The sequence below is a fragment of the Streptomyces sp. MMG1533 genome, assembly GCF_001279775.1.
Lineage (GTDB): Bacteria > Actinomycetota > Actinomycetes > Streptomycetales > Streptomycetaceae > Streptomyces.
This window is the reverse complement of sequence record NZ_LGDG01000290.1, coordinates 1-22,817: the sequence shown is the minus strand read 5'-3', so window position 1 is coordinate 22,817 and position 22,817 is coordinate 1. Positions and strand designations below refer to the sequence as shown.

At 70.8% G+C, this 22,817-nt stretch carries 19 protein-coding genes; 11 read left to right on the top strand and 8 right to left on the bottom strand.

Annotated features, from left to right (window positions below):
* Window positions 1-22: 22 nt before the first annotated feature.
* The 7 genes from ADK57_RS45840 to ADK57_RS45810 all read left to right on the top strand — a co-directional run bounded on the left by ADK57_RS45840 (window position 23) and on the right by ADK57_RS45810 (window position 8,525).
* Window positions 23-667: a TetR/AcrR family transcriptional regulator gene (locus ADK57_RS45840; protein ID WP_053755738.1), complete on the top strand. Its 645-nt coding sequence runs from the start codon at window positions 23-25 to the stop codon at window positions 665-667.
* 277 nt (window positions 668-944) lie between these two features.
* The gene (locus tag ADK57_RS45835; RefSeq protein WP_420711985.1) at window positions 945-1,913 is read left to right on the top strand and encodes an endonuclease/exonuclease/phosphatase family protein; all 969 of its coding nucleotides are present in this window, start codon (window positions 945-947) and stop codon (window positions 1,911-1,913) included.
* Window positions 1,914-2,012: 99 nt separating this feature from the next.
* Window positions 2,013-3,230 (top strand): MFS transporter, encoded by a 1,218-nt coding sequence (locus ADK57_RS45830; protein WP_053755736.1) that lies wholly within the window; start codon window positions 2,013-2,015, stop codon window positions 3,228-3,230.
* Window positions 3,231-3,889: 659 nt separating this feature from the next.
* Entirely contained in the window at window positions 3,890-4,345 is a 456-nt protein-coding gene (locus ADK57_RS45825; RefSeq protein WP_159050252.1) for a hypothetical protein, read from the top strand.
* Entirely contained in the window at window positions 4,342-5,844 is a 1,503-nt protein-coding gene (locus ADK57_RS45820) for a PrsW family glutamic-type intramembrane protease (protein WP_053755734.1), read from the top strand. Before ADK57_RS45825 ends, ADK57_RS45820 begins: the two co-directional genes overlap by 4 nt.
* The gene (locus tag ADK57_RS45815; RefSeq protein ID WP_053755733.1) at window positions 5,841-6,224 is read left to right on the top strand and encodes a hypothetical protein; all 384 of its coding nucleotides are present in this window, start codon (window positions 5,841-5,843) and stop codon (window positions 6,222-6,224) included. The genes ADK57_RS45820 and ADK57_RS45815 overlap by 4 nt, the downstream gene beginning before the upstream one ends.
* A complete protein-coding gene (locus ADK57_RS45810; protein ID WP_053755732.1) occupies window positions 6,225-8,525 on the top strand; it encodes a hypothetical protein in 2,301 nt (766 codons plus the stop codon). It begins immediately after the preceding gene.
* Between the two features lie 139 nt (window positions 8,526-8,664).
* On the opposite strand, the gene ADK57_RS45805 is transcribed toward ADK57_RS45810, so the two are convergent.
* The 4 genes from ADK57_RS45805 to ADK57_RS45790 all read right to left on the bottom strand — a co-directional run bounded on the left by ADK57_RS45805 (window position 8,665) and on the right by ADK57_RS45790 (window position 13,917).
* On the bottom strand, window positions 8,665-10,419 hold the full coding sequence (locus ADK57_RS45805; protein ID WP_053755731.1) for an NAD+ synthase: 1,755 nt from the start codon (window positions 10,417-10,419) through the stop codon (window positions 8,665-8,667).
* 149 nt (window positions 10,420-10,568) lie between these two features.
* Entirely contained in the window at window positions 10,569-12,506 is a 1,938-nt protein-coding gene (locus ADK57_RS45800) for a S53 family peptidase (protein WP_053755730.1), read from the bottom strand.
* A gap of 137 nt (window positions 12,507-12,643) precedes the next feature.
* Complete coding sequence (locus ADK57_RS45795) at window positions 12,644-13,246, bottom strand: DUF305 domain-containing protein (RefSeq protein WP_199830822.1); 603 nt, start codon at window positions 13,244-13,246, stop codon at window positions 12,644-12,646.
* 11 nt (window positions 13,247-13,257) lie between these two features.
* Window positions 13,258-13,917, bottom strand: a complete 660-nt coding sequence (locus tag ADK57_RS45790) for a DUF3105 domain-containing protein (protein ID WP_053755728.1) — start codon at window positions 13,915-13,917, stop codon at window positions 13,258-13,260.
* A gap of 416 nt (window positions 13,918-14,333) precedes the next feature.
* Between ADK57_RS45790 and ADK57_RS45780 the strand changes: the two genes are divergently transcribed.
* The gene (locus ADK57_RS45780; protein ID WP_053755742.1) at window positions 14,334-15,695 is read left to right on the top strand and encodes a glutamine synthetase family protein; all 1,362 of its coding nucleotides are present in this window, start codon (window positions 14,334-14,336) and stop codon (window positions 15,693-15,695) included.
* A gap of 156 nt (window positions 15,696-15,851) precedes the next feature.
* On the opposite strand, the gene ADK57_RS45775 is transcribed toward ADK57_RS45780, so the two are convergent.
* The 3 genes from ADK57_RS45775 to ADK57_RS45765 are packed head-to-tail and all read right to left on the bottom strand — an operon-like array spanning window position 15,852 to window position 17,134.
* A complete protein-coding gene (locus ADK57_RS45775; protein ID WP_053755726.1) occupies window positions 15,852-16,292 on the bottom strand; it encodes a VOC family protein in 441 nt (146 codons plus the stop codon).
* A gap of 33 nt (window positions 16,293-16,325) precedes the next feature.
* Window positions 16,326-16,847 carry a pyridoxamine 5'-phosphate oxidase family protein gene (locus tag ADK57_RS45770; RefSeq protein ID WP_053755725.1) on the bottom strand — a complete coding sequence of 174 codons (522 nt, stop codon included), beginning with the start codon at window positions 16,845-16,847 and terminating at the stop codon, window positions 16,326-16,328.
* Window positions 16,847-17,134, bottom strand: a complete 288-nt coding sequence (locus tag ADK57_RS45765; RefSeq protein ID WP_234390603.1) for a response regulator transcription factor — start codon at window positions 17,132-17,134, stop codon at window positions 16,847-16,849. Before ADK57_RS45765 ends, ADK57_RS45770 begins: the two co-directional genes overlap by 1 nt.
* 215 nt (window positions 17,135-17,349) lie before the next feature.
* On the opposite strand from ADK57_RS45765, the gene ADK57_RS45760 reads away from it, so the two are divergent.
* Both ADK57_RS45760 and ADK57_RS45755 read left to right on the top strand, forming a co-directional pair.
* Window positions 17,350-18,249, top strand: coding sequence for a hypothetical protein (locus ADK57_RS45760; RefSeq protein WP_053755724.1), 900 nt, complete (start codon window positions 17,350-17,352; stop codon window positions 18,247-18,249).
* A gap of 83 nt (window positions 18,250-18,332) precedes the next feature.
* Window positions 18,333-21,329 (top strand): bifunctional [glutamine synthetase] adenylyltransferase/[glutamine synthetase]-adenylyl-L-tyrosine phosphorylase, encoded by a 2,997-nt coding sequence (locus tag ADK57_RS45755; RefSeq protein ID WP_053755723.1) that lies wholly within the window; start codon window positions 18,333-18,335, stop codon window positions 21,327-21,329.
* Here ADK57_RS45755 and ADK57_RS45750 read toward each other — a convergent pair.
* Complete coding sequence (locus ADK57_RS45750) at window positions 21,317-22,225, bottom strand: DMT family transporter (RefSeq protein ID WP_053755722.1); 909 nt, start codon at window positions 22,223-22,225, stop codon at window positions 21,317-21,319. The genes ADK57_RS45755 and ADK57_RS45750 overlap by 13 nt on opposite strands.
* Window positions 22,226-22,296: 71 nt before the next feature.
* On the opposite strand from ADK57_RS45750, the gene ADK57_RS45745 reads away from it, so the two are divergent.
* Window positions 22,297-22,817, top strand: a 521-nt coding sequence (locus ADK57_RS45745) for a LysR family transcriptional regulator (RefSeq protein ID WP_159050251.1), incomplete at its 3' end; no start/stop codon positions are given.

Here is a 22,817-nt window from a genome sequence, read left to right as displayed (position 1 = left end):
CACGACGGAAGGGACAAGGAACGTGAGCCTCGCCGAGAACCGGCCTCGCCAAGTCGGCCCCGCCAAGGGCCGTCCCCGCAGCGAGGCCGTGGAGCGCGCCATCGTCGAGGGCGTGATGAGGCTCCTGGAGGAGGGCGTGCCGCTCGCCGAGCTGTCCATCGAGCGCATCGCCCGTACCGCGGGCGTCGGCAAGGCCACCATCTACCGGCGCTGGAGCGGCAAGGAGGAACTCTTCGTCGACGTCGTGCGCACGGCGGAGCCGCCGGATCCGGAACTCCCCGGCACGTCGATGCGCGACGACCTCGTGACCCTCCTCGAACAGTTGCGCCAACGTGGGCTGATGACCCGGTCGTCGGCGCTCCTGCACAACGTCTTCGCCCAGATGAAGAGCAGCCCGAAAATCTGGACGGCGTACCACGCCACCGTCATCGAGCCGCGGCGCCGGCGCCAGGTCGACCTGCTGCGCCGCGGCCAGCAGAACGGCGAACTCCGCTCGGACGTCGACGTCGAGCTGATGAACGACATGTTCTTCGGCCCCATGCTCGTCCGTGCCGTCATGCAGCCGGACGCCGATCTCCCGGCCGGTCTGTCGGAACAGATCGTCGACACGGTGCTCGAAGGACTACGGCCCGTCAGTTCACCGCCCGTCAGTTCGCCGTCCGTGTAGGGCCCGTCCGGCCCGCCGGTGCGGGTTTCGTCACAGAGGGCGCTTTCCCCGGGCGTGCCCGGAACTCCAGGCGCCGACTTGTACGTCCTCGTGCCCGTACGGCCGTCATGGGACGGCAGGAACAGCGCCGATCATCCCCTAGGGTCGTAGGACACGGGGGGCGAACGGTGTGCACAGCAGGCAGTGAGGCGACGGTATGGCGCAGCAGGCGTACATGACGGAAACGGACAACGGAGGCTCGGGACCCGAGCGCCGGGGAGCCCGGTTCCGGCGCCTGATGGACCGCCTCGTCGCCGACTGGCACGGTGACCGGCGCATCTGGCGCCGCGGCCGCGTCGTCGCCGGGCTCGCGGTGCTGGTCGCCCTGATCATGCTGTTGCACGCGAAGATCCCCAACCGCGTCGGCAACCTCGGCAGCCTCATCGAGACCTTCCTGCCCTGGCTCGGGCTCGCCGTCCCGGTGCTGCTGGTCCTCGCCGTCGTACGGAAGTCCGCGACCGCCCTGATCGCGGTGCTGCTCCCGTCGATCGTCTGGCTGAATCTCTTCGGCGGCCTCCTGACCGACAAGGCCGGCGGCGGCGGCGACCTCACCGTGGCCACGCACAACGTCAACGCCGACAACGCCGACCCCTCCGGCACCGCCCGCGACGTGGCCGCGTCCGGCGCGGACGTGGTCGCCCTGGAGGAGCTGACGGAGGCGGCGGTCCCGACGTACGAGAAGGCGCTGGCGTCGACGTACAAGTACCACTCGGTGCAGGGCACCGTCGGTCTGTGGAGCAAGTACCCGCTCACCGGAGTCAAGCCCGTCGACATCAAGCTGGGCTGGACGCGCGCCATGCGTGCCACGGTGACCACGCCCGCCGGGCAGGTCGCCGTGTACGTCGCCCACCTGCCGTCGGTACGGGTGAAGGTGGAGGCCGGGTTCACGGCCCACCAGCGCGACAAGAGCGCCGACGCCCTCGGCGAGGCCATCGCCGACGAGAAGCTGACCAAGGTCGTACTGCTCGGCGATCTGAACGGGACCATGAACGACCGTTCGCTCAACGCCGTCACCGCCCAGATGCGCTCCACGCAGGGCGCGGCGGGCAGCGGCTTCGGGTTCAGCTGGCCGGCGTCGTTCCCGATGGCGCGGATCGACCAGATCATGGTGAAGGGCGTCGAGCCGGAGAGCTCCTGGACGCTGCCGGAGACGGGGAGCGACCACCTGCCGGTCGCCGCACGTGTGAACGTCGCCACGTCGTCCTGACCCGACCTGCTGGAATACCGGGCCCGGGAGTCTTTGTTCCGTAACTGAACATACGCTGTTACGGAACTCCGCTCTCCCCAGAAAGGCAATGGTCTCTTCATGCCCGTGGCCCTGCTCGCCCTCGCCGTGGGCGCCTTCGGCATCGGTACGACCGAGTTCGTGATGATGGGCCTGCTGCCCGACGTCGCGGACGACCTGAACATCTCGATCCCCGAGGCCGGTCACCTGGTCTCCGCTTACGCGCTGGGCGTGGTCATCGGCGCCCCGCTGCTCGCCGCGGTCACCGCGCGCATGTCCCGCCGCAAGGTCCTGATCGCTCTGATGGGCCTGTTCGTGGCCGGCAACGCGCTGTCCGCGTTCGCCCCCGACTACCACTGGCTCCTCGCCGCCCGCTTCCTCAGCGGCCTCCCGCACGGCGCCTTCTTCGGCGTCGGCGCGGTCGTCGCCACCACCATGGTCGCGCCGGAGCGCAAGGCCCGCTCCGTCTCGCTGATGTTCCTCGGCCTGACGGTCGCCAACGTCGCGGGCGTGCCCGTCGCCACCCTCATGGGGCAGCAGCTGGGCTGGCGGGCGACCTTCCTCGGGGTCAGCGCGATCGGCGTGGTGGCGATCGCGGCCCTGGCGCGGCTCATCCCGCACGACGACGCCCACGCCCCGCGCGTCGGCGTCCGCGGCGAACTCGCCGCGCTCCGCTCGCTGCCGGTCTGGCTGGCGCTCGGTACGACCGTCGCGGGCTTCGGCGGGCTGTTCGCCGCGTACAGCTACATCACGCCCATGCTCACGGACGCGGCCGGCTTCGCCGACGCCAGTGTGACGCTGCTGCTGGCGCTGTTCGGCGTCGGCGCGACGGCGGGCAACCTGCTGGGCGGCCGTCTCGCCGACCGCTCCCTGCGGGGCACGCTGTTCGGCGGCCTCACGGCTCTGGTGGCGGTGCTGGGACTGTTCCCGCTGCTCATGAGCGCGGAGTGGAGTGCCGGGCTGGCGGTCGTGCTCCTCGGCACGGCGGCGTTCGTGACCGGGTCGCCGCTGCAGCTGATGGTGATGGAGAAGGCGTCGGCCGCCCCGTCGCTGGCGTCCTCCGCGAACCAGGCCGCGTTCAACCTGGCGAACGCCGGGGGTGCCTGGATCGGGGGTGTCGCACTGGCCGCCGGGTTCGGGGTGACCTCTCCGGCGGTGGCGGGGGCGGGGCTGGCCGTGCTCGGTCTGTCGGTGGCCGGGACGGCGTACGCCGTGGATCGCCGCCGGGCCCCCTCGGGGGGACGGGAACGGCTGGTCGCGTCGTATGTCCCCCAGGACATGGAGACAGCGCGGCACTGACGTGCGTCGCCGGCGTCTTGGGGCTGCGGGGCTCGGAGCGCGGTCGGACCGGGAGATGCCGGAGCGGCCTCGGGAGCCGCACCCCGGTCCGACCGGACGGGGTGTTGCCGACTGCTTGAGGCGCCGGTGGCCGACGCGCGGTGGAGCCCCGCTCCCGGTGGCGACCGGGTACCCCGCCGAAGCCGGGCGAGCGCCACCGGGCTGCTCGCGAACACGGCTGACGGTCATGGATCGTCGGCCTGACGGTTATGGATCGTCGGCCTGGCGGTTATGGATGGTCGGCTTGGCGGTCATGGATGGTCGGCCGTGTTCGCGGGCTACCGCGGCTCGGCCTCCGGATGTGGTGACCGCGCTACGGCGGCAGGCCGCAGCACCCGAGCGTCCTCTGGCGAGCGCGGCCGAGCGGCGGACCTCCCCGATCCGCGGCGGAGAGCGTGCCGGCCCACGACCGACAGCGCCTTGTGAAGTTGATCGCCGTCGGCGGGCACCGGATTTTTACGCGTTGAGTAACGGTACGTGACGTGAACTGTCGTCACCGTACGCCCTGTTGGCCATACTGGTGTGGTCACGTCAAGTCCGTTGTGTCCGGCGGCCGTTCACGCCGATCGCGCGGCAACGCACGGACTTCACGAACTTGCGGGAAGTTACGGGGGAGGGCCATGACATCCGACGCGAACGAGCCCGGTCCGGTCACCGAGCCACCGGGCGACACGGAAGCAGGCCCACCCGGTGGGCCGGAACACGGACCCCGGCCCTATGTGCGGCTGATGACCGCGATCGGCGGGATCGGGTTCGCCGCCGCCTTGGTCGCCGCGATCGTCGGCCTCTCCGCCGACACGGTGCTCCCGCTGCCGGAGACCATGCCGTCCATGCCGACCCCCGGGCAGACCTCTCTGCCGAGCGGATTCCCCACCGAGTTGCCCTCCGGTCTCCCGACCGACTACACGATCCCGACGCCCCTGCCGAGCGACCTCCCCACCGACCTGCCCACCGACCTCCCCACGGACGGCATGCCGAGTTTCCCCACGGACTTTCCCAGCATGCCGAGCATGCCGAGTCTCCCCTCGGACTTCCCCAGTCTGCCCGAGCTTCCGCAGGCCGGAGGTGCCTCATGACCCTGGCAGCCGGAGTCGTACCGCCCATGCCCGACAGGCCGCCCACGCGTGTGCCCCGCTACGGGACGGCGGGTGCGATCGTCGTGGCGCTCGCGCTGTCCGTGGCGTACGGGGCCGGCCAGATCCTCTTCTGGACCGCACCGGAGATCACCACGAACTCGCCCTGGATCAAGCTGTTCCTGCTGCCCGAGCCGACACCCTTCAAGGTGACGCGGGTCCTGCTCCTGATCGGCTGGGGCATCGCGGCCCTGCTCGGCCTCGGCCTGCTGCTCACCCGGCGTGGCGGCACACCGGAGGCGGACCCCACGGCCCTCGCCCGGGCCGAACGGACCACACGTGCCTGCCGGTTCGGCATCCTCGGAGCCCTGCTGCTGCCCTTCACGGCGATGCCGCTGGCCAGCATGGGCGGCAATCTTCCTCAGCTGCTGCTCTGCCTGCCCACCACTTTGGCGGCCCTCTTCCTCGTCCACCGGGTGCAGCTCTACCGCCGGATGCCCGGATGGCTGCTGCTGACCGGATTCGGGTGGGGAGCGCTGATCGGCGGCGGGTTCGGCCTCGTCATGATCACCTGGTTCCAGCGGTCCATACCCGGCTACTTCACCTCCCGCTACTGGCAGCGACCCCAGGACAGCGTCCGCGAGCTCTACACCCTCTTCCCCTTCAACTCGGCCCTCGTGACGGAACTCGGCAAGGCGGCCGGAGTCGCCGTCCTCTTCCTGCTCTTCCGGCGCCACATCGACGGCGTGGTCTCGGGAGTGGTCCTCGGCGCGGCCGTCGGGCTCGGGTTCAACCTCACGGAGACGGTCCACTACCTGGGCTTCGTCAACCCGGACCACCACCCCACCGAGTTCTGGGACCGGCAGGTGGTCGGCCTGATGGCGGCACACGTGGCGTTCACCGCGCTCGCGGGCGCCGGAATCGGCGCGGCGCGCTGGCTGCCGGAGCGCCGGGACCGGTTGGCGGTCGTCGGCGGTGGGCTGCTGGCCGCGGTGGGCGGGCACTTCGAGACGGACGTGGTGCTGATGCAGCTCGATCTGCGCAGGGCGGACTGGTACTCCGACGAGACCCTCGGTCTGCTCGTCGGCATCCCGGTGATGACGGTCATCACCTCGGGGGTGTTCGTGGCGCTCTACGTGCTGATCCTGCGCCGCGGGCTGGGGGCCCAGGCCGCGGGAGTGGCCCGTGCGCTGCACAGGGAGGCCGCCTCCGGCCACGGCGCGGTCACCGAGCCGGAGATCGGGCTGCTGCTCTCGCCGCGCCGCCGCCTCCTGCTGGAGCTGAGGGTGTGGCGCCGCGACGGTACGGCAGGGCTGCGCCACCTCCTGCGGTTCCAGCAGGCACAGCTCGACCTCGCCGTCCAGAGCTGGCACCGCGAACGTCCCGGCGCCGACTCCTTCATCCCGCAGGAGCAGCAACTCCGGGAGCGCGTATTGGAGTTGAAGGGCGTTTCCTCATCCTCCAGAACACCCCCGCTGCCCGCCCCGGAGGCACTGTCATGATCGGTCCCCGTACTGTGCGGCTGTCCGCTCTGGCCGCCGCCTCCGCACTGCTCGTCCTCGGCACGCCCTCGCCCGCCTCGGCACAGTGCGCGGCCCCCACGTACCACGGTGGTCTGCCACTGCGGGTCGGACAGTGCCCTGAGGGAGTCGCGGGCGGTGCGGCGGCCGGAGTGTGGGCGCTCCTCGTCCTCGCCGCCGGGTTGTGGCTCGCCTCCGCGCTCTCCCGGTCACGGACCACCACGGACGCCGACCTGGCCGCGATCGACGAGGTGTTCAGCCAGGCCGCGGCCGATGGACCGACGGAGGCGGAGGAAGACGGCGAGGACTCCGGCGGGGCCGAGTCCGCGCCCACGTCCCCGTCCACGGAAGGCGGACGGTAGATGAAGCCGCTCATCGGACGCACGCGGTTCGGACGTACCTGGTTACGGGGGCTGACGGCGCTGGCCCTGGGCCTCACGCTGTCGCTCGGCGCAGTGCAGCCGAGCACGGCCGACGATCACAGGCCCCCGGGAGCGGCGGAAGGCGTCGACCTCTCCAAGGAGTTCAAGAACCCCCTGACGAGCCCGCTTCTCCTGCCGGTCTTCCAACTGCGCCTGAAACTCTATGAGGTCCTGCTCAAGTCACGCCCCAAATACGCCTACCTGGCGTTCGACGAGTACCGGAACGGTGCCTCGGATCTGATCGACCCGCGGAAACTGAACCAGGAGCAGCTCGCCACCCTCCTCAAGGGCAACGTCCGGAGTACCGGCCGGGTCTGGCAGGGCACGATGGTCGACCTCTCGGCCGTGGGCACCTATCTGAACAGCAAGGACCTGGCGGATCTGCAGAAGAGCGGTGAGTCGAGACTGGTTGCCCTGAGCGCTCTCAATGTCCAGGGCAAGGAGCACTCCGAGGGCGTCATCGACGCGGTCCTGAACGGACTGCACATTTCCCCACAGGCCAAGCGTGCCGGATCCTCCGAGCATCAGCAGTGCTGGGAGTGCGCGAACTTCTACCATCCCGACACGCCGACCCACTTCGCTGCCGACTACGACATCAACTCCGCAGAGGTCAAGGATCTCGACAGCAAGATCATTTCGATCGAGGAGCAGGGCAAGAAGCGCGGCTTCCGGGAAAGCGAGATAAACAAGCAGATCAGCAAGACGATTGCGGAGTTCGAAAAGAAGACGAAGGAACGTAACCGCCAAGCCGCCCGGAAACTGCACGGGTACATCGTGGACGCGAAGAAGTCCGCGGAGGACTCCGTGGGCAAGGTGGGCAAGCAGCTCGGATCCGTCATGAGCAACCCCGCCACCCCCTGCCCTCCCGGACAGAGCCCTCAGGCCGGCGGCGCACCCGCGAAGGGCTTCATGCTCGCGGCGGCCGCCGCCGATCCCTGCGGCGGCAAGGAGTCCTCCACGTCCTCCGCACCCCTCACGGGACTGAGCCAGGCGCTCGCGGTGCCCGGGACCGCACCCGGGGGCATCGACTTCTCCAGCATGCAACTGCGCTATCTGTCGGATCCCGGGGACGGCAGCGGACTGCAGTACTCATTCCAGGCCCAACGCGATCCCATGAACGGAGATCTGCGCGCCTCCACCGGTCTGAACGCCGCCCGGCTCACCTCGGACGCCTTCTTCGTCTGGCTCTCCCTCAACCCCTCGGACTTCTGGGTCAACCTCAACCCCGACGAGCCGGATCGCATCGTCGACGACCAACTGGGGCGCACCGACGCCGGACGCGTCATGCTGGAGGCCGATCTGCGGATGAAGAAGACCGTCGGCGAGCTGATCCATCCGCACACCGCGCTCGGCAGGAAGTTCTGGGACGGCGTTCAGGGCGACTGCATGTCCTTCCGCAACTGGATCCTGCCGGCGCCCGCATCGGTCCACCAGGACGGCGACAAGCTCTACATCCTCCACGCGCCGCTCGACGTCCAGATGGAGACCCAGTACCTGGAGCGACTCGGGGAGTCCGACACCGCCACGTGCCCCGAGCAGGACCAGGCCACCGAGGACCGCAACGAGGAGCACTTCCGCACCCTCATCCTCCCCAAGCTCAAGCACGCCATCAACACCGCACCCGAGTACGCCGCGCTGCGCCGCGTCTATCTCGCCCGGGTCGCCGCCGAGTGGTACCGCGAGCTGAGCCGGGCCAAGGACACCACGTACGGCGACCTCATCGACTCCGGCGACATCGACGGCTGGCAGACCACCGCCGACTGGAAGCCCACCGACACCTTCGACAAGTACGTCGACTCGTACAAGAAGGGCGAGTTCAAGGTCACCGACAGGACCACCAGCGGCAACACCACCTATGTGCACACCTATGTCTACGGCGGTGTCGACCTCACCGGCATCTCCATCAAGAAGGTCGCGGACGAGCGCTTCACCGCGGACTTCGCCGGGCTCCCGCAGAGCATCGACCGTTCCCTGAAGGCACCGTCGTCCGCCGACGGGGACGACACCGTGTGGCTCGGCTCACCGACCCCGCGCCAGGCAGCCGGCCTCGGCCCGCCCGAGGAACCCGTGTCCGCCGGCACCTGGGCGCTGCGTCTGCTGCCCGTGCTCCTTCTCCCGCTGCTCGCGCTGCTGTGGCGGCGCCGACGCCGTCTGAACACCGCCGCTCAGGCAAGCCCCCTGCGGCGCGCCGCGGTGGGGAGCGGCGGGGGAGAAGGGAGGGCGTCCGGCGGCAGAGGTTGACTTCGGTCGACTTCGGTCGACTTCGGGGTCATGGACTCGGCCCGGCCGCGCTGACCCCGAGACGGCAACGGAGACGGCGACCGACACGGCGACCGGGCCGTCGTCCCCCGCGCACCCGCCGCCCCCGCGGGCGGGACGACTACACCGACTCCCGCCAGCCATTGGTGATCGGCAGCCGACGGTCCTTGCCGAACCCCTTCGCCGAGATCTTCGTACCCGGCGGATACTGCCGTCGCTTGTACTCCGCCGTGTCGACCATCCGCAGCGTCTTCACGACCAGCTCCCGGTCGTACCCGGCGGCGACGATCGCGTCGGCGCCCTGATCCCGGTCGACGTACAGCTCGAGGATCGCGTCCAGCACCGGATAGTCCGGCAGGGAGTCCGTGTCGACCTGCCCCGGGCGCAGCTCCGCACTCGGCGGCTTGGTGATCGAGTTCTCCGGGATCGGAGGCGTCTGCCCCCGCTCGGCCGCCGCCTTGTTGCGCCACTGGGCCAGCCGGAAGATCCACGTCTTGTAGACGTCCTTGATGGGCCCGTACGCGCCCACCGAGTCGCCGTACAGCGTCGAGTACCCCACCGCCAGCTCCGACTTGTTGCCGGGCGCGAGCACGATGTGACCCTCCTGGTTGGAGATCGCCATCAGCATCGTGCCCCGCAGCCGCGACTGGAGGTTCTCCTCCGCCAGCCCGGTCAGCCCCAGCGAGCCCATGTACGCGTCGAACATCGGCTCGATCGGCACGGTACGGAAGTTCAGCCCCGTCCGCCGGGCCATCTCCGCCGCGTCACCCTTCGAGTGCTCGGAGGAGTACTTCGACGGCATCGACACGCCGTACACGTTCTGCGCGCCCACCGCGTCGCACGCGATCGCCGCGACCAGCGCCGAGTCGATACCGCCGGACATGCCGATCAGGACCGATGTGAAGCCGTTCTTCGCGACGTACGCCCGCAGGCCCACGACCAGCGCCGAGTAGACCTCCTCGGCGTCGTCGAGACGGTCCGCGTAGCCGCCGGAGAGCTCCGGCTCGTACGCCGGGACCGGGTCCTCGGACAGCACCACACGGTCGATCCTCAGCCCGTCGGCCACGACACCCGTCGGCGCGTCGGCCGACGCCGCCGGCAGGTCGAGGTCCAGCACCACGCACCCCTCCGAGAACTGCGGTGCCCGCGCGACGACCTCGCCGTCCTTGTCGACGACGATCGAGTCGCCGTCGAAGACCAGCTCGTCCTGCCCGCCCATCATGGCGAGGTAGGCGGTCGTGCAGCCCGCCTCCTGGGCGCGCTTGCGGACCAGCTCCAGGCGGGTGTCGTCCTTGTCGCGCTCGTACGGCGAGGCGTTGATGGACAGCAGCAGCCCGGCCTCGGCGGAGCGCGCCGCCGGGACACGGCCGCCGTCCTGCCAGAGGTCCTCGCAGATGGCGAGGGCCACGTCGATGCCGTGCACGCGCACGACCGGCATGGTGTCGCCGGGCATGAAGTAGCGGAACTCGTCGAAGACGCCGTAGTTCGGCAGGTGGTGCTTGGCGTAGGTGAGGACCACCTCGCCGCGGTGCAGCACCGCCCCCGCGTTGCGGGGCGCGCCGGCCGGCTGGCCGAACCTCGGCTGGGCGGACTCGGACCGGTCGAGGTATCCGACGACCACCGGCAGCTCGCCGAAGCCCTCCTCGGCGAGCCGGGCGGCGAGGCCGCGCAGGGCCGCGCGGGACGCCTCCACGAAGGACGAGCGCAGGGCCAGGTCCTCGACGGGATACCCGGTCAGCGCCATCTCCGGGAACGCCACCAGGTGCGCTCCCTGCTCGGCAGAGTGCCGGGTCCAGCGGAGGATCGTCTCGGTGTTCCCGGCGAGGTCACCGACGCGTGAGTCGATCTGGTTCAGGGCGAGACGTAGTTGAGGCACGGGCCCAGTGTAATCGTCAGTGCGACACGATGGGGTGGGGCGGGATGTGGGGCGCTTCACGCTCCTCCGCCGGCCGGACGCGGGTACGCCCGCTTCCGACCGGGTTCGTCGGGAAGCGGGCGCACCGTGGTGCCCTTGCCCTGCCGTCGTCAGCGGCGGTGGTACGACTCGACGTAGCCGCCCGCGGGCGTGCCCACGCCGGTGACGTCGTCATAGCCCTTCACGGCATGCAGCGAGCTGTCCGTGCCGAGGGTGCGGACGGAGGTGATCAAGCCGTCCGTCGCGTCGTACTGGTTGAAGAAGTCGACGCGGGCGACCGCCAGGCCGGAGCCGGTCGGGTTGTCCGTGACGTCGTGGTAGGCCTTCGTGCCGTACTTGGCGTAGATCGACGGGTTGGCGAAGCCGATCGCCTTGCCGCCGCGCGCCTGCTGGGCCAGGGCCTGGACGGCCGCGATCACCGGTGAGGCCAGCGAGGTGCCGCCGATGCGGTACTCGCTGTACTTCGCCGTCCCGTCCGGGAAGGTCTGCGTCTCGCCGACCTTGAAGCCGGTGTTCGGGTCGGCGATCGCCGAGATGTCCGGGACGACGCGGTTGCCGGCGGCGCTGTTGGCCGTGGCCAGCGCCTTCGGGACGACGCCCTGCTGGTAGTAGGGCTCGGCGACCGTCTTGCTGGTGCCGCCGCCCGCTCCCGAGTTGAAGGTGCCGGGGAAGTCCGTCCAGCTCTTGCCGTCGTCCGACAGCAGGGCCTTGTCGGTGCCCCAGCCGGTCTCCCACAGGTACTTGTCGCCCTTGCCGACGGCCAGCGAGGTGCCGCCGACCGCGGTCACCCAGGCCGAGTTGGCCGGGGAGTCGACCGTCTTCGTCCCGGTGTTGGCGACCTCGTCGCCGTCGTCGCCGGAGGAGAAGTAGAAGCCGATGCCCTCGACCGCGCCGAACTGGAAGACCTGGTCGTAGGCGGCCGCGAGGTCCGGTGCCGCCTCCCCGCTGGTGCCCCACGAGTTGGAGACGATGTCCGCCAGGTGGTTGTCGACGATCTTGCTGAGCGAGTCGAGCAGGTCGTCGTCGTAGCAGGAGGCGGCACCCACGTACGTGATGTTCGCGGCGGGCGCGACCGCGTGCACGGCCTCGACGTCGAGGGTCTCCTCGCCGTACCAGCCGGATCCCCCGCACTCGTCGGTCTTCGAGTAGTTCTTGGGCAGGACCTGGCGCAGCTGGCTGCTGGTGTAGGCCGCGTCGCCGTGCTTCTTCGCGTAGGTGGCCGCGTCGTAGGCGATGGTCGGCGAGGCGTACGCGTCGGTGATGGCGACCCGCACCCCCTTGCCCGTGTACGTGCCCGCGCCGTAGGCGGCGCGCAGCTGCTTGCCGGTGTAGCCCTCGACGGCGTACGGGACCTTGGTGCCGTACGCGTCCGGCAGCGTGGTCGCGATGTTCGAGCCGTAGTACGAGGAGAACGGCCCGGAGTTCTTGAACACGTCCTCCGAAGGCGGCAGTTGGTCGTCGTGGGTCGCCTTGTGCGGTGCGTTGTCCAGGCCGGTGACGGTCAGGACGGCACCGTTCAGGCTGTCCGGCGTGGAGGCCGTCTTCGTGGGCGCGCGGTAGGTCTTGGACCCCTTGGCGTAGTTGTGCAGCTGGGTGCCGAAGGCCTGCTCGGCGGCGGACACGTCACCGGTGACGGAGACGTAGTGCTGCGTCACGCCCGTGACCTTCAGACCGGCGGCCGTCAGCCAGGACCTGACCGCCGCCACCTGCGCCTCGGTGGCGCCGTAACGGGCCTGCGCCTGCTTGGCGCTGAGGTACTTGCCGTACGCCGCGGAGGACGGGTCGGACACGGCCTTCGCGTACGCGGCGAGGCCGGCGGCGTCCCGGCCGGCGAGGTAGACACGGGCCGAGACCTGGGAACTGTCGGCGGTCGCGCCCTTGTCGGCCTTGGCCGTGGCCCACGCGGGCCTGGTCCCGGCCAGTGTGTCCCGGCCCGGGTTGTCCACGGCGTGCGCCGCGGGCATGCCGAGCGCCAGCGCGCCCGCGAGCATCGGCAGTGTCGCTGCCATGCTCACCCCGGCGCGCATCTTGGCGCGGTTGGATCTCATGGAACCCCCTGTGCGGTTCGTCGCGAGTGGATCACTCGACGGTGGCCACTCTGGCGATGAACCGTTCATGTCAGGGGAATACGGATGCCAAGAAGAGCTCAATTAACCTAATGACAAGGCCATTTGAGGGTTGACACCTACGAACGCGGCTCGGCTCCCCGCTCCTTGAGCAGGTCCGTCATCAGGTCGATCTCCGACTCCTGCGCATCGACCATCCCCTGCGCGAGCCGCTTCTCCACGCCGACCGTGCACCGGTCCGCACAGCCCTCGGCCATGTGGATCCCGCCCTTGTGATGGTCCGTCATCAGCTGGAGATAGAAGACCTCGGCCTGCTTGCCGCTCAGCGAGTCCAGTTTCTTCAACTCGGTGTTGGTCGCCATGCCAGGCATCAGCGCCCCGTCCTTGCCGGAGGGCATGTCACCCATGCCCATCCAGGTCATCGGCGAGTCCGCGGACACCTTCGGCAGCCCCCACAGGTCGAGCCAGCCCAGCAGCATGCCGCGCTGGTTGGCCTGCGTCTGCGCGATGTCGTACGCGAGGCGCCGCACCTGTTCGTCGTCGGTGCGGTCGCGCACGATGTACGACATCTCGACGGCCTGCTGGTGGTGCACCGCCATGTCCCGGGCGAACCCCGCGTCCGCGGAGTCGGCGGCGGGAACCGAGCTCGAACCGTCGTCCTCGGCGACGGCGTAGGTGATGGCGCCGGCCGCGACGAGCACTCCCGCCACGGCGGCGGCCACGGAGACGAGCCTCACTTCGACAGACCGCCCGTGCACGCCGCGCCCGGCTCGGGCGTCTGCTCGCCCTGCACGAACTTCTCGAAGAACTTGGCGACGTTCGGGTCGTCGGCACTCGTCACCGTGCGCTGGTGCCCCCACGCGGTGAGCATGATCGGGTCGGCCTGATCCTCGTCCGGGCTCATCAGCGTGTACGGCGTCGCCTTCACCTTCGCCGCCAGCGCCGCCACGTCCGCCTTCGAGGCCTTGCCGGTGTACGTCACCCAGACCGCGCCGTGCTCCAGGGAGTGCACGGCGTTCATGTTGTTGAGCGCCTTGGTGTAGACGTCGCCGTTGCAGTTCATCCAGACCTGGTTGTGGTCGCCGCCGACCGGGGGCTCCGTCGGGTACTTCACGGTCTTGGTGACGTGGGTCTGGCTCAGCTTGCCCTTCCAGGTCTTCACCCCGTCCGAGCCGGTCACGAAGTGCCCCGAGGCCTTCGCGTCGGCCGCCGTGCTGTCGTCGGACTGCGAGTTCACCAGGACGACACCGCCGACCACGAGACCGGAGACGACCACCACACTGGCGGCGATGGTGAGGATCCGGTTGCGGCGCTCACGGGACTGCTCGGCGCGCCGCATCTCCTCTATCCGCGCCTTGCGGGCGGCGCTGTTGCTGTTCTTGGCGGAGCCCATGGGTGTGTCCTTCTGGGGAAAGGGATGGAATCTGGCTGCGTGCGAAGCGCTCGATGAGGGTGGTGGTGGGCGACGGGCGGGCGGGTCCGCTGATCGTAATGGGGAGGGAGAGCACTCTCGTAGGGAGGGCGCAGGAATGGCCGAAGATCGGGTACCCGGGGAAGATCGGGTACCCGGGGGACTCGGCCCCCGGGAGGTTCCGGGACTCCCGGCATTACGGATGTCGGTCCGAGCAGGCAAGATGGGCGGCAGAGCAGTACACCTGCGCTACGTGAGGCGTTCACTCCGAGGTCGGCCGGACGATCAAGGTGCGCAACGCGCACGAAATGGTGTTGTGGTGGGATGCTCAGGTGCCCGACCGCCTCCCGTGGTACGGGAGACAGGCGGCCTGACCAGCAAGGATGGGGAAGCGGAAGATGGACAAGCAGCAGGAGTTCGTGCTCCGGACGTTGGAGGAGCGTGACATCCGGTTCGTACGCCTGTGGTTCACGGACGTGCTGGGCTTCCTCAAGTCCGTCGCCGTGGCCCCGGCCGAGCTGGAACAGGCCTTCGACGAGGGCATCGGCTTCGACGGCTCCGCGATCGAGGGCTTCGCCCGCGTATACGAGTCAGACATGATCGCCAAGCCGGACCCGTCGACCTTCCAGGTCCTGCCGTGGCGGGCGGAGGCCCCCGGCACCGCCCGGATGTTCTGCGACATCCTCATGCCGGACGGCTCCCCGTCCTTCGCCGACCCGCGGTACGTGCTGAAGCGGGCCCTGGCCAGGACCTCCGACCTGGGCTTCACCTTCTACACCCACCCGGAGATCGAGTTCTTCCTGCTGAAGGACAAGCCCCTCGACGGCTCCCGGCCGACCCCGGCCGACAACTCCGGCTACTTCGACCACACCCCGCAGAACATCGGCATGGACTTCCGCCGCCAGGCGATCACCATGCTGGAGTCGATGGGCATCTCGGTCGAGTTCTCCCACCACGAGGGCGCCCCGGGCCAGCAGGAGATCGACCTCCGCTACGCCGACGCGCTCTCGACGGCGGACAACATCATGACGTTCCGCCTGGTCATGAAGCAGGTGGCGCTGGAGCAGGGGGTCCAGGCGACCTTCATGCCGAAGCCGTTCTCCGAGCACCCCGGCAGCGGCATGCACACGCACCTCTCGCTCTTCGAGGGCGACCGCAACGCCTTCTACGAGTCGGGCGCGGAGTACCAGCTCTCCAAGGTCGGCCGCTCCTTCATCGCGGGCCTGCTCAAGCACGCGGCGGAGATCGCGGCGGTCACCAACCAGTGGGTGAACTCGTACAAGCGCATCTGGGGCGGCTCGGAGCGCACGGCGGGCGCCGGCGGCGAGGCCCCCTCCTACATCTGCTGGGGCCACAACAACCGCTCAGCCCTGGTCCGCGTCCCGATGTACAAGCCCGGCAAGACCGGCTCGGCCCGCATCGAGGTCCGCTCCATCGACTCCGGCGCCAACCCGTACCTGGCCTACGCCATGCTCCTGGCCGCCGGCCTCAAGGGCATCGAGGAGGGCTACGAGCTCCCCCCGGGCGCCGAGGACGACGTCTGGGCCCTCTCCGACGCCGAGCGCCGCGCGATGGGCATCGAGCCCCTGCCCCAGAACCTGGGCGAGGCGCTGACGCTGATGGAGCGGAGCGACCTGGTCGCCGAGACGCTGGGCGAGCACGTGTTCGATTTCTTCCTGCGCAACAAGCGCCAGGAGTGGGAGGAGTACCGCAGCGAGGTCACGGCCTTCGAGCTGCGGAAGAACCTGCCGGTGCTGTAAGCGCTGGACAAGTGCGGAACGGCGGGGCTTCCCGCCCTGGTCGGTCAGCCGGACCGGCGGCAATGAGCCGTCGGTCCGGTTTCGTTTTCCACCGGGTCCTGGCGGCGCACGTGTCGCCGACGCCAAGATCCACGTCCGCCGCTGCTGCCGCTACCGCTACTGCTGCCGCCCGGCCAGGTCCGCCAGCACCTTGTGCAGCGGCTCCGTGGCCCGGCGCCGGTACTCCTGGATCGCCCAGCCGTTGCCGTCCGGGTCCTGGAAGTACATGAAGGTCGCGCCGTCCTGCGGGGCGAACTGCTGCGGTTCGCTGACGTCGAGGCCGCGTGCGGTCAGTTCCTCATAAGCGGCCTTGGCGTCCGTGACGCACAGTTGCATTCCGTGGTACGTCCCCGGCTGCGGTGTCCCCGTCGGGACCTCCAGCCCGTCGACCAGGGCGATGGAACAGCCGGAACCGGGCGGGGTCAGCTGCACGATCCGTACGCCCGGCATCACCTCGCCGTCGAGGTCGACGTGGAAGCCGACCTTGTCCCGGTAGAACTCCTTGGCCCGGTCCACGTCGGAAACCGGCAGCAGGACCACTTCGAGACTCATGTCCACGGCGTGACTCCTTTGTCGACGTCAGTAGAGCCGTCAGAACCGCCATCGCGTCTGGCTGAACGGCTCCCCCTTACCGAAGCCGAAAACCGTCCGCGGCGCCACCGCGTAGACGACGGCGTGTCCCGGACCGTGATGGAAATAACCGTCCTTTACCTCGAAGTGCCAGAAATCGCCGTACTTCGTCTCCCACGCGGCGGCGAGCTCGCGCAGCCGCCCGTCGTCGGACACCCGCACCGCCTCGCCCTCCACCACCAGGTCGTAGCCCTTGTCCCAGATGTTGGTACCGGTCGTCAGCACGGCGTGCGGATTGTGCGCGAGGTTCTTCGCCTTCCGCTCGTCGGGCCCGGTGCAGAAGTGCAGCGCGCCGTGCGCCCACACCGCGGGCAGCGGGGTCACATGCGGCCGCCCGTCCGGCCGTACCGTCGAGATCCAGAACAGCTCGGCCGCGGAGAGCAGTGCCTCGGCGTCCGGCCAGGGGATCGCGGCGGCGGAATCGTCGCTGTAACGCGGGTCGAGCCGGGCCTCGGGTGCCCGCTCGGTTTCCTTGTCGGTCATCAGCCCTCCAGACATGTCTCTTCCCAGGGTGCCTCGGGGAACACCCGGGCAACCGCGGCGGCGCGGCTCGAGACGCCCAGCCTGCCGAAGCTGTTCTCCAGGTGCTTGCGGACGGTGCCGGCGGACACGGAGAGCTGTTCGGCGATCCGCGGGGTGCTCAGGCCGAGGGCCACGCAGCGCAGGACGCCCAGCTCGCGCGGGGTGAGCCGCACGGGTGGGTAACGCTTGCGAGCGGCCTCGCGGTAGATCGCGTACACGTGGGGAGCCATCAGACGCAGCGTCGTCATCTCGTGGTCGCTGAACGGCTTCGCGTCCGTGCTGCCGTCGTACCCGCTGATCCCATGGCGGCCTCCCGGGCCGGTTCTCGCTTACTGCGAAGGTACGCCCCGTGAGTCACCGTGACGCCGGAGATTCGTCAAATGGCGAATGGTCTACGGCCGTTGGCGGGGGCACCGTCGAGATGGGCAGCCACTCCGGCTGCCGTCGAAGGACGGAGTCACCCATGCAACCCCATCCACGCCCTCACGACGGCCGTACCCACCCACCTCCGCACCTGCCGACGGTGTCGGTCGCGGGCGCCGCCGCCCTGGTCGCCGCACTGCTGGCCACCGGATGCGAGGCGAAGTCCACCGCCACCACCACGGCGAAGGCCGCCGCATTCTCCACCGTGCGGTTCACGCTCGGTCCCACCGCAGGCATCCGGCGCTCCGGAGCCTCACGCGCGACGGTCACCCCGGCGGGGGCCTACCCGGTGTCCGCCGGCCGCGCACACCCGTTCGTCCGGCCCGACGGCAAACTGCTCGTGGTGCTGCGGCACCGGCCCGAGGCGCGGGCGGAGCGGGCCTCGCGCGGACGGGCGCCCCGGCTGCTGCCCCCGGAGGAGTCCGCGGTCGGGACCGGGTTCCTGGTCGACACCGCGAACTGGGCGCAGGCCGCTCTCGACGGGCACCCGTTGCAGTGGCTGCGCCGGGACACGATCCGGATCGACACCACGAACAACGCGCCCGGGGACCTCACCCGCCTCACTCTGTCCGGGCCGCACGGGGGTCGGTCCGGACAGCCCACCCCGCCGCCCGACGACCGCGCGTGCAACGGACTCGATGCCGCCGTCCCCCGGCGGGTGGTCCTGCCGGAGGTGGCGCAGGGCGCATCTGTCCCGGAGACGCCGGCCCGCCTGCGGCGGCGGTGCCTCGACGTGCAGTTCGCCTCCACGGCCGGTGGCGTGTGGCCGGGCACCGTGCTGCGGATCGCGGTGCCGATCGCCGGGCGGCCGATCGCCGGGCGGCCGACCGCCGCGGCGGTGATACCGCCCTTCGAGGGCACCGCTGTCGCGGGCCGCATGCCCGGCGACACGGTCCTGGCCGACCTTTCGCGCCCGTCCACGGTGGCGGTGACCCGCTGAAACCGCCTCGGCGCCCTGGCGCTTACCTCGGCTTCTCCGGTTAGGCTCGTGGCCGTACGACCTTGATCCGACAGGAGGCCGGGATGACGGCGCCGGGGCGCAGGAGCAGTACCTTCACGCGGCTGCTGCGGCACGGCTTCACCGATCCCTCCGCCGCCGAGCGCCTCCTGGACAGCGTGGAACTCGCGCACGTGCGGGACGACCCGGTCCTGCTGGAGGCGCTGGGCGCGACCGCCGACCCGGACCTGGCGCTGCACGGTCTCGTACGGCTGCTGGAGGCGCAGCCCGCGCCCACCGCCCGGCGTGAACTGCTCGACACGGTGATAGCGGCCAAGCCGCTGCGCGACCGGCTGCTCGGCGTGCTCGGCGCCTCCGCCGCGCTCGCCGACCACCTCGCCCGGCACCCGAGCGACTGGCACGCCCTCGTCATGTACGAGCCGAGCGACCTCCACCCCGGGGTGGCGGAGTTCGAGCGGGGCCTGGCCGAGGCGACGGACCCCGTCTCCCTGCGCGTCGCCTACCGCCGCTGCCTGCTGTCCATCGCCGCCCGTGACGTGTGCGGCACCACCGGCATGGCGGAGACCGCCGCCGAGCTCGCCGATCTCGCCACCGCGACCCTGCGCGCCGCCGTCGCCATCGCCCGCGCCGCCGCGCCCGACGACGCGGCGCTGTGCCGGCTCGCGGTCATCGCGATGGGCAAGTGCGGCGGCCACGAGCTGAACTACGTCTCCGACGTCGACGTCATCTTCGTCGGCGAGGCCGTCGAGGGCGCCGACGAGGGCAAGGCCGTCAGGGCCGCCACCAAGCTCGCCTCGCACATGATGCGGATCTGCTCCGAGACCACCGTCGAGGGCTCGATCTGGCCCGTGGACGCCAACCTGCGCCCCGAGGGCAGAAACGGTCCGCTGGTGCGCACGCTCTCCAGCCACCTCGCCTACTACCAGCGCTGGGCCAAGACCTGGGAGTTCCAGGCCCTGCTCAAGGCCCGCCCGGTGGCCGGCGACATCGAACTCGGCGAGGAGTACGTCGCCGCCCTCGAACCCCTCGTCTGGAAGGCCGCCGAGCGCGACAACTTCGTCACCGACGTGCAGAAGATGCGCCGCCGCGTGGTCGAGAACATCCCCGTCGCCGAGATCGAACGCGAGCTGAAGCTCGGCCCCGGCGGCCTGCGGGACGTCGAATTCGCCGTACAGCTCCTCCAGTTGGTGCACGGACGGGCCGACGTCTCCGTCCGCAGCGGAACCACTCTGAACGCGTTGCAGGCCCTCGCCACCGGCGGCTACGTCGGCCGCGCCGACGCCGTCCAACTCGACGACGCCTACCGCTTCCTGCGCTCCATGGAGCACCGCATCCAGCTCTACCGGCTGCGCCGCACCCACCTCGTCCCCGAGGACGAGGCCGACCTGCGGCGCATGGGCCGCTCGCTCGGACTGCGCGCCGACCCGGTCGCCGAGCTGAACCGCGAGTGGAAACGGCACACCAGCGTCGTACGACGGCTGCACGAGAAGCTCTTCTACCGCCCCCTGCTCGACGCGGTCGCCCAACTCGCCCCCGGCGAAGTCCGGTTGAGCCCCGAGGCGGCCCGTGAACGGCTGGTCGCGCTCGGGTACGCGGACCCGGCGGCGGCGCTGCGGCACCTGGAGGCGCTGGCCTCCGGGGTCACTCGCAAAGCGGCCATCCAGCGCACGCTCCTGCCGGTCCTGCTCGGCTGGTTCGCCGACTCCGCCGACCCGGACGCCGGCCTGCTCAACTTCCGCAAGGTGTCGGACGCGCTCGGCAAGACGCCCTGGTATCTGCGGCTGCTGCGGGACGAGGGCGCCGCCGCCGAGAACCTCGCCCGGGTCCTGTCCGCCGGCCGGCTCGCCCCCGACCTGCTGATGCGCGCCCCCGAGGCGGTCGCGCTGCTCGGGGACGGCGACGGAGGCGGCCTGGAGCCGCGCGGCCGGGACCACCTGGAACAGGAGATACTCGCCGCGGTCGGCCGGGCGGACGGCGCCGTGCAGGCGGTCACGGCCGCGCGTGGTGTCCGCCGACGCGAGCTGTTCCGTACGGCGGCCGCGGACATCGTCGGCTCCTACGGCACCGAGGCCCAGCCGGTCGAGGCCGACCAGGGCGCCCTCGTGGAACGGGTCGGCGGCGCGGTGTCCGACCTGACGGCGGCCACCCTCGCCGGCACCCTGCGCGCGGTGGTCCGGGACGGCTGGGGGGACACCCTGCCCACCCGGTTCGCCGTCATCGGGATGGGCCGCTTCGGCGGCCACGAACTGGGCTACGGCTCCGACGCCGACGTGCTGTTCGTGCATGAACCGCGCGACGGCGTCGACGAACGCGAGGCCTCCGAGGCGGCCAACAAGGTCGTCTCCGAGATGCGCCGCCTCCTGCAGATCCCCAGCGCCGACCCGCCCCTGCTGATCGACGCCGACCTGCGCCCGGAGGGCAAGTCCGGGCCGCTCGTACGGACGTTGAACTCGTACGAGGCCTACTACCGCCGCTGGTCCCTGGGGTGGGAGTCGCAGGCCCTGCTGCGGGCCGAACCCGTCGCCGGGAACGAGGAGTTGAGCGCCCGCTTCATCGAGCTGATCGATCCGCTGCGGTACCCGACGGCCGGCCTCGGCGACGACGCCGTACGCGAGATCCGGCGCCTGAAGGCCCGGATGGAGTCCGAGCGGATGCCGCGCGGCGCCGACCCGAAGCTGCACACCAAGCTCGGGCCCGGCGGCCTCTCCGACGTCGAGTGGACGGTGCAGCTCGTCCAGATGCGGCACGGCGCGCAGGTGGCGGGCCTGCGCACGACCCGCACCCGCGCCGCTCTCGCCGCCGCCCGCACGGCCGGCCTTCTCTCCGACGAGGACGCCGGCACCCTCGACGAGGCCTGGGTGCTGGCGACGCGCGTCCGCAACGCCGTGATGCTCGTACGCGGCCGCGCCGGCGACACCTTCCCCTCGGACCCGCGCGAACTGGGTGCGGTGGGGCGCTACCTGGGGTACGGCCCCGGACACGTCGGCGACATGCTCGACGACTACCGGCGTACGGCCCGACGGGCGCGGGCCGTGGTGGACGACCTGTTCTACGGGGCGTAGGCCTTGGGCGCCGGGACGGTCGCGGCCGTCCGAGGAGATCGTCGCCCCCGGGTCAGCGCCACCCCCACCAGCACCACCGCCATCCCGGCCAGCACGCGGGTACCGACGTTCTCGCCCAGGATCAGCGCCCCCAGCGAGACCGACACGACGGGCAGCAGATAGCCGACCGTCGCGGCCGTCGTCGGACCCTCGTCCGCGATCAGCCGGTAGTTGAGGTAGAAGGTCACGCCCGTGCCGAGGACCCCGAGCGCGGTGACCGCGAGCAGCCCGGTGAGGTCGGTGTCGAGGGGGCCCGCGGCCGGGAGGGCCAGGGTGCTCCAGGCCGTCGCCGTGAGGAGCTGGGCAGCGGACACGGCGAGCGGGTCCCGGCCGGCGGTGAGCTTGCGGGCCATGTACGCGAACGCCACGGCGTAGCTCACGGCGGCGGCCAGCAGCGCCAGGGCGCCCCAGCTCAGCAGTCCTGACCGGTGCCAGGGCGCGAAGATCAGCAGGGTCCCGGCGAACCCGAGGAGCAGGCCGGTCAGGCGTACCGGGTGCAGGGCGCGGTCGGTGCCGAGGAGCAGGCCGATCAGGAGCGCCCACAGCGGTGTCGTGGCGTTCAGGGCACCCGCGACGCCGGAGTCCACGGTCTGCTCGCCGACGCCGAACAGGGCGAAGGGCAGGGCGTTGCAGAAGAAGGCGGCGACGACCAGGTGCTTCCAGGTCGAGCGGGACCGCGGCAGGCGCTGACCTGCCGAGCGGGCGAGCAGCAGCAGGACCGCCGCGCCCAGCGCGCAGCGGGCGATGGTGATCTGGGCGGGGGACAGGCCGTGGTTCAGGGCGACTTTGATCCACAGGAAGCCCGAGCCCCACAGGAGGGCGAGGACGGCCATGCGGAGGGTGGAGGAGGGCTGCATGCCCCCACGGTCCGCGAACGAAAGCGTGAGGACAAGTGAAGGATTGTGGATACACCGTTAAGCTGTACTGCATGTTGGATGTGAGGCGTATGCAGGTGCTGCGGTCCGTGGTGGCCTGCGGATCGGTGACCGCCGCGGCCGCGAGGCTCGGATACACGCCGTCCGCGGTGAGCCAGCAGGTCGCCGCGCTGGAGAAGGAGGCCGGGGCCGAGCTCCTCGAACGGGTCGGGCGCGGGGTGCGGCCCACGGCGGCCGGGCTGCTGCTCACGGAGTACGCGGACACGATCGGCCGTCAGGTCGCCGAGGCGGAGACCGCGCTTGCCGACCTGCTGGCGGGGCGCACGGGCCGGCTGTCGGTGCGGTACTTCGCGACGGCCGGCGCCTCGCTGGTCGCCCCGGCGGTGGCGCGGCTGCGGGCCGAGCATCCCGGGGTACAGGTCGAGCTGAAGCTCACCGACCCCGAGGACCCGCTGCCGGACGTGCGGGAGGGGCGGGCCGATCTGGCGCTGGTGGTGGGGGAGGGGGCCGGGGGTGACGGCGTACTACTGCTGCACCTGCTGGACGACCCGTACCTCGCCGTGCTCCCCAAGGG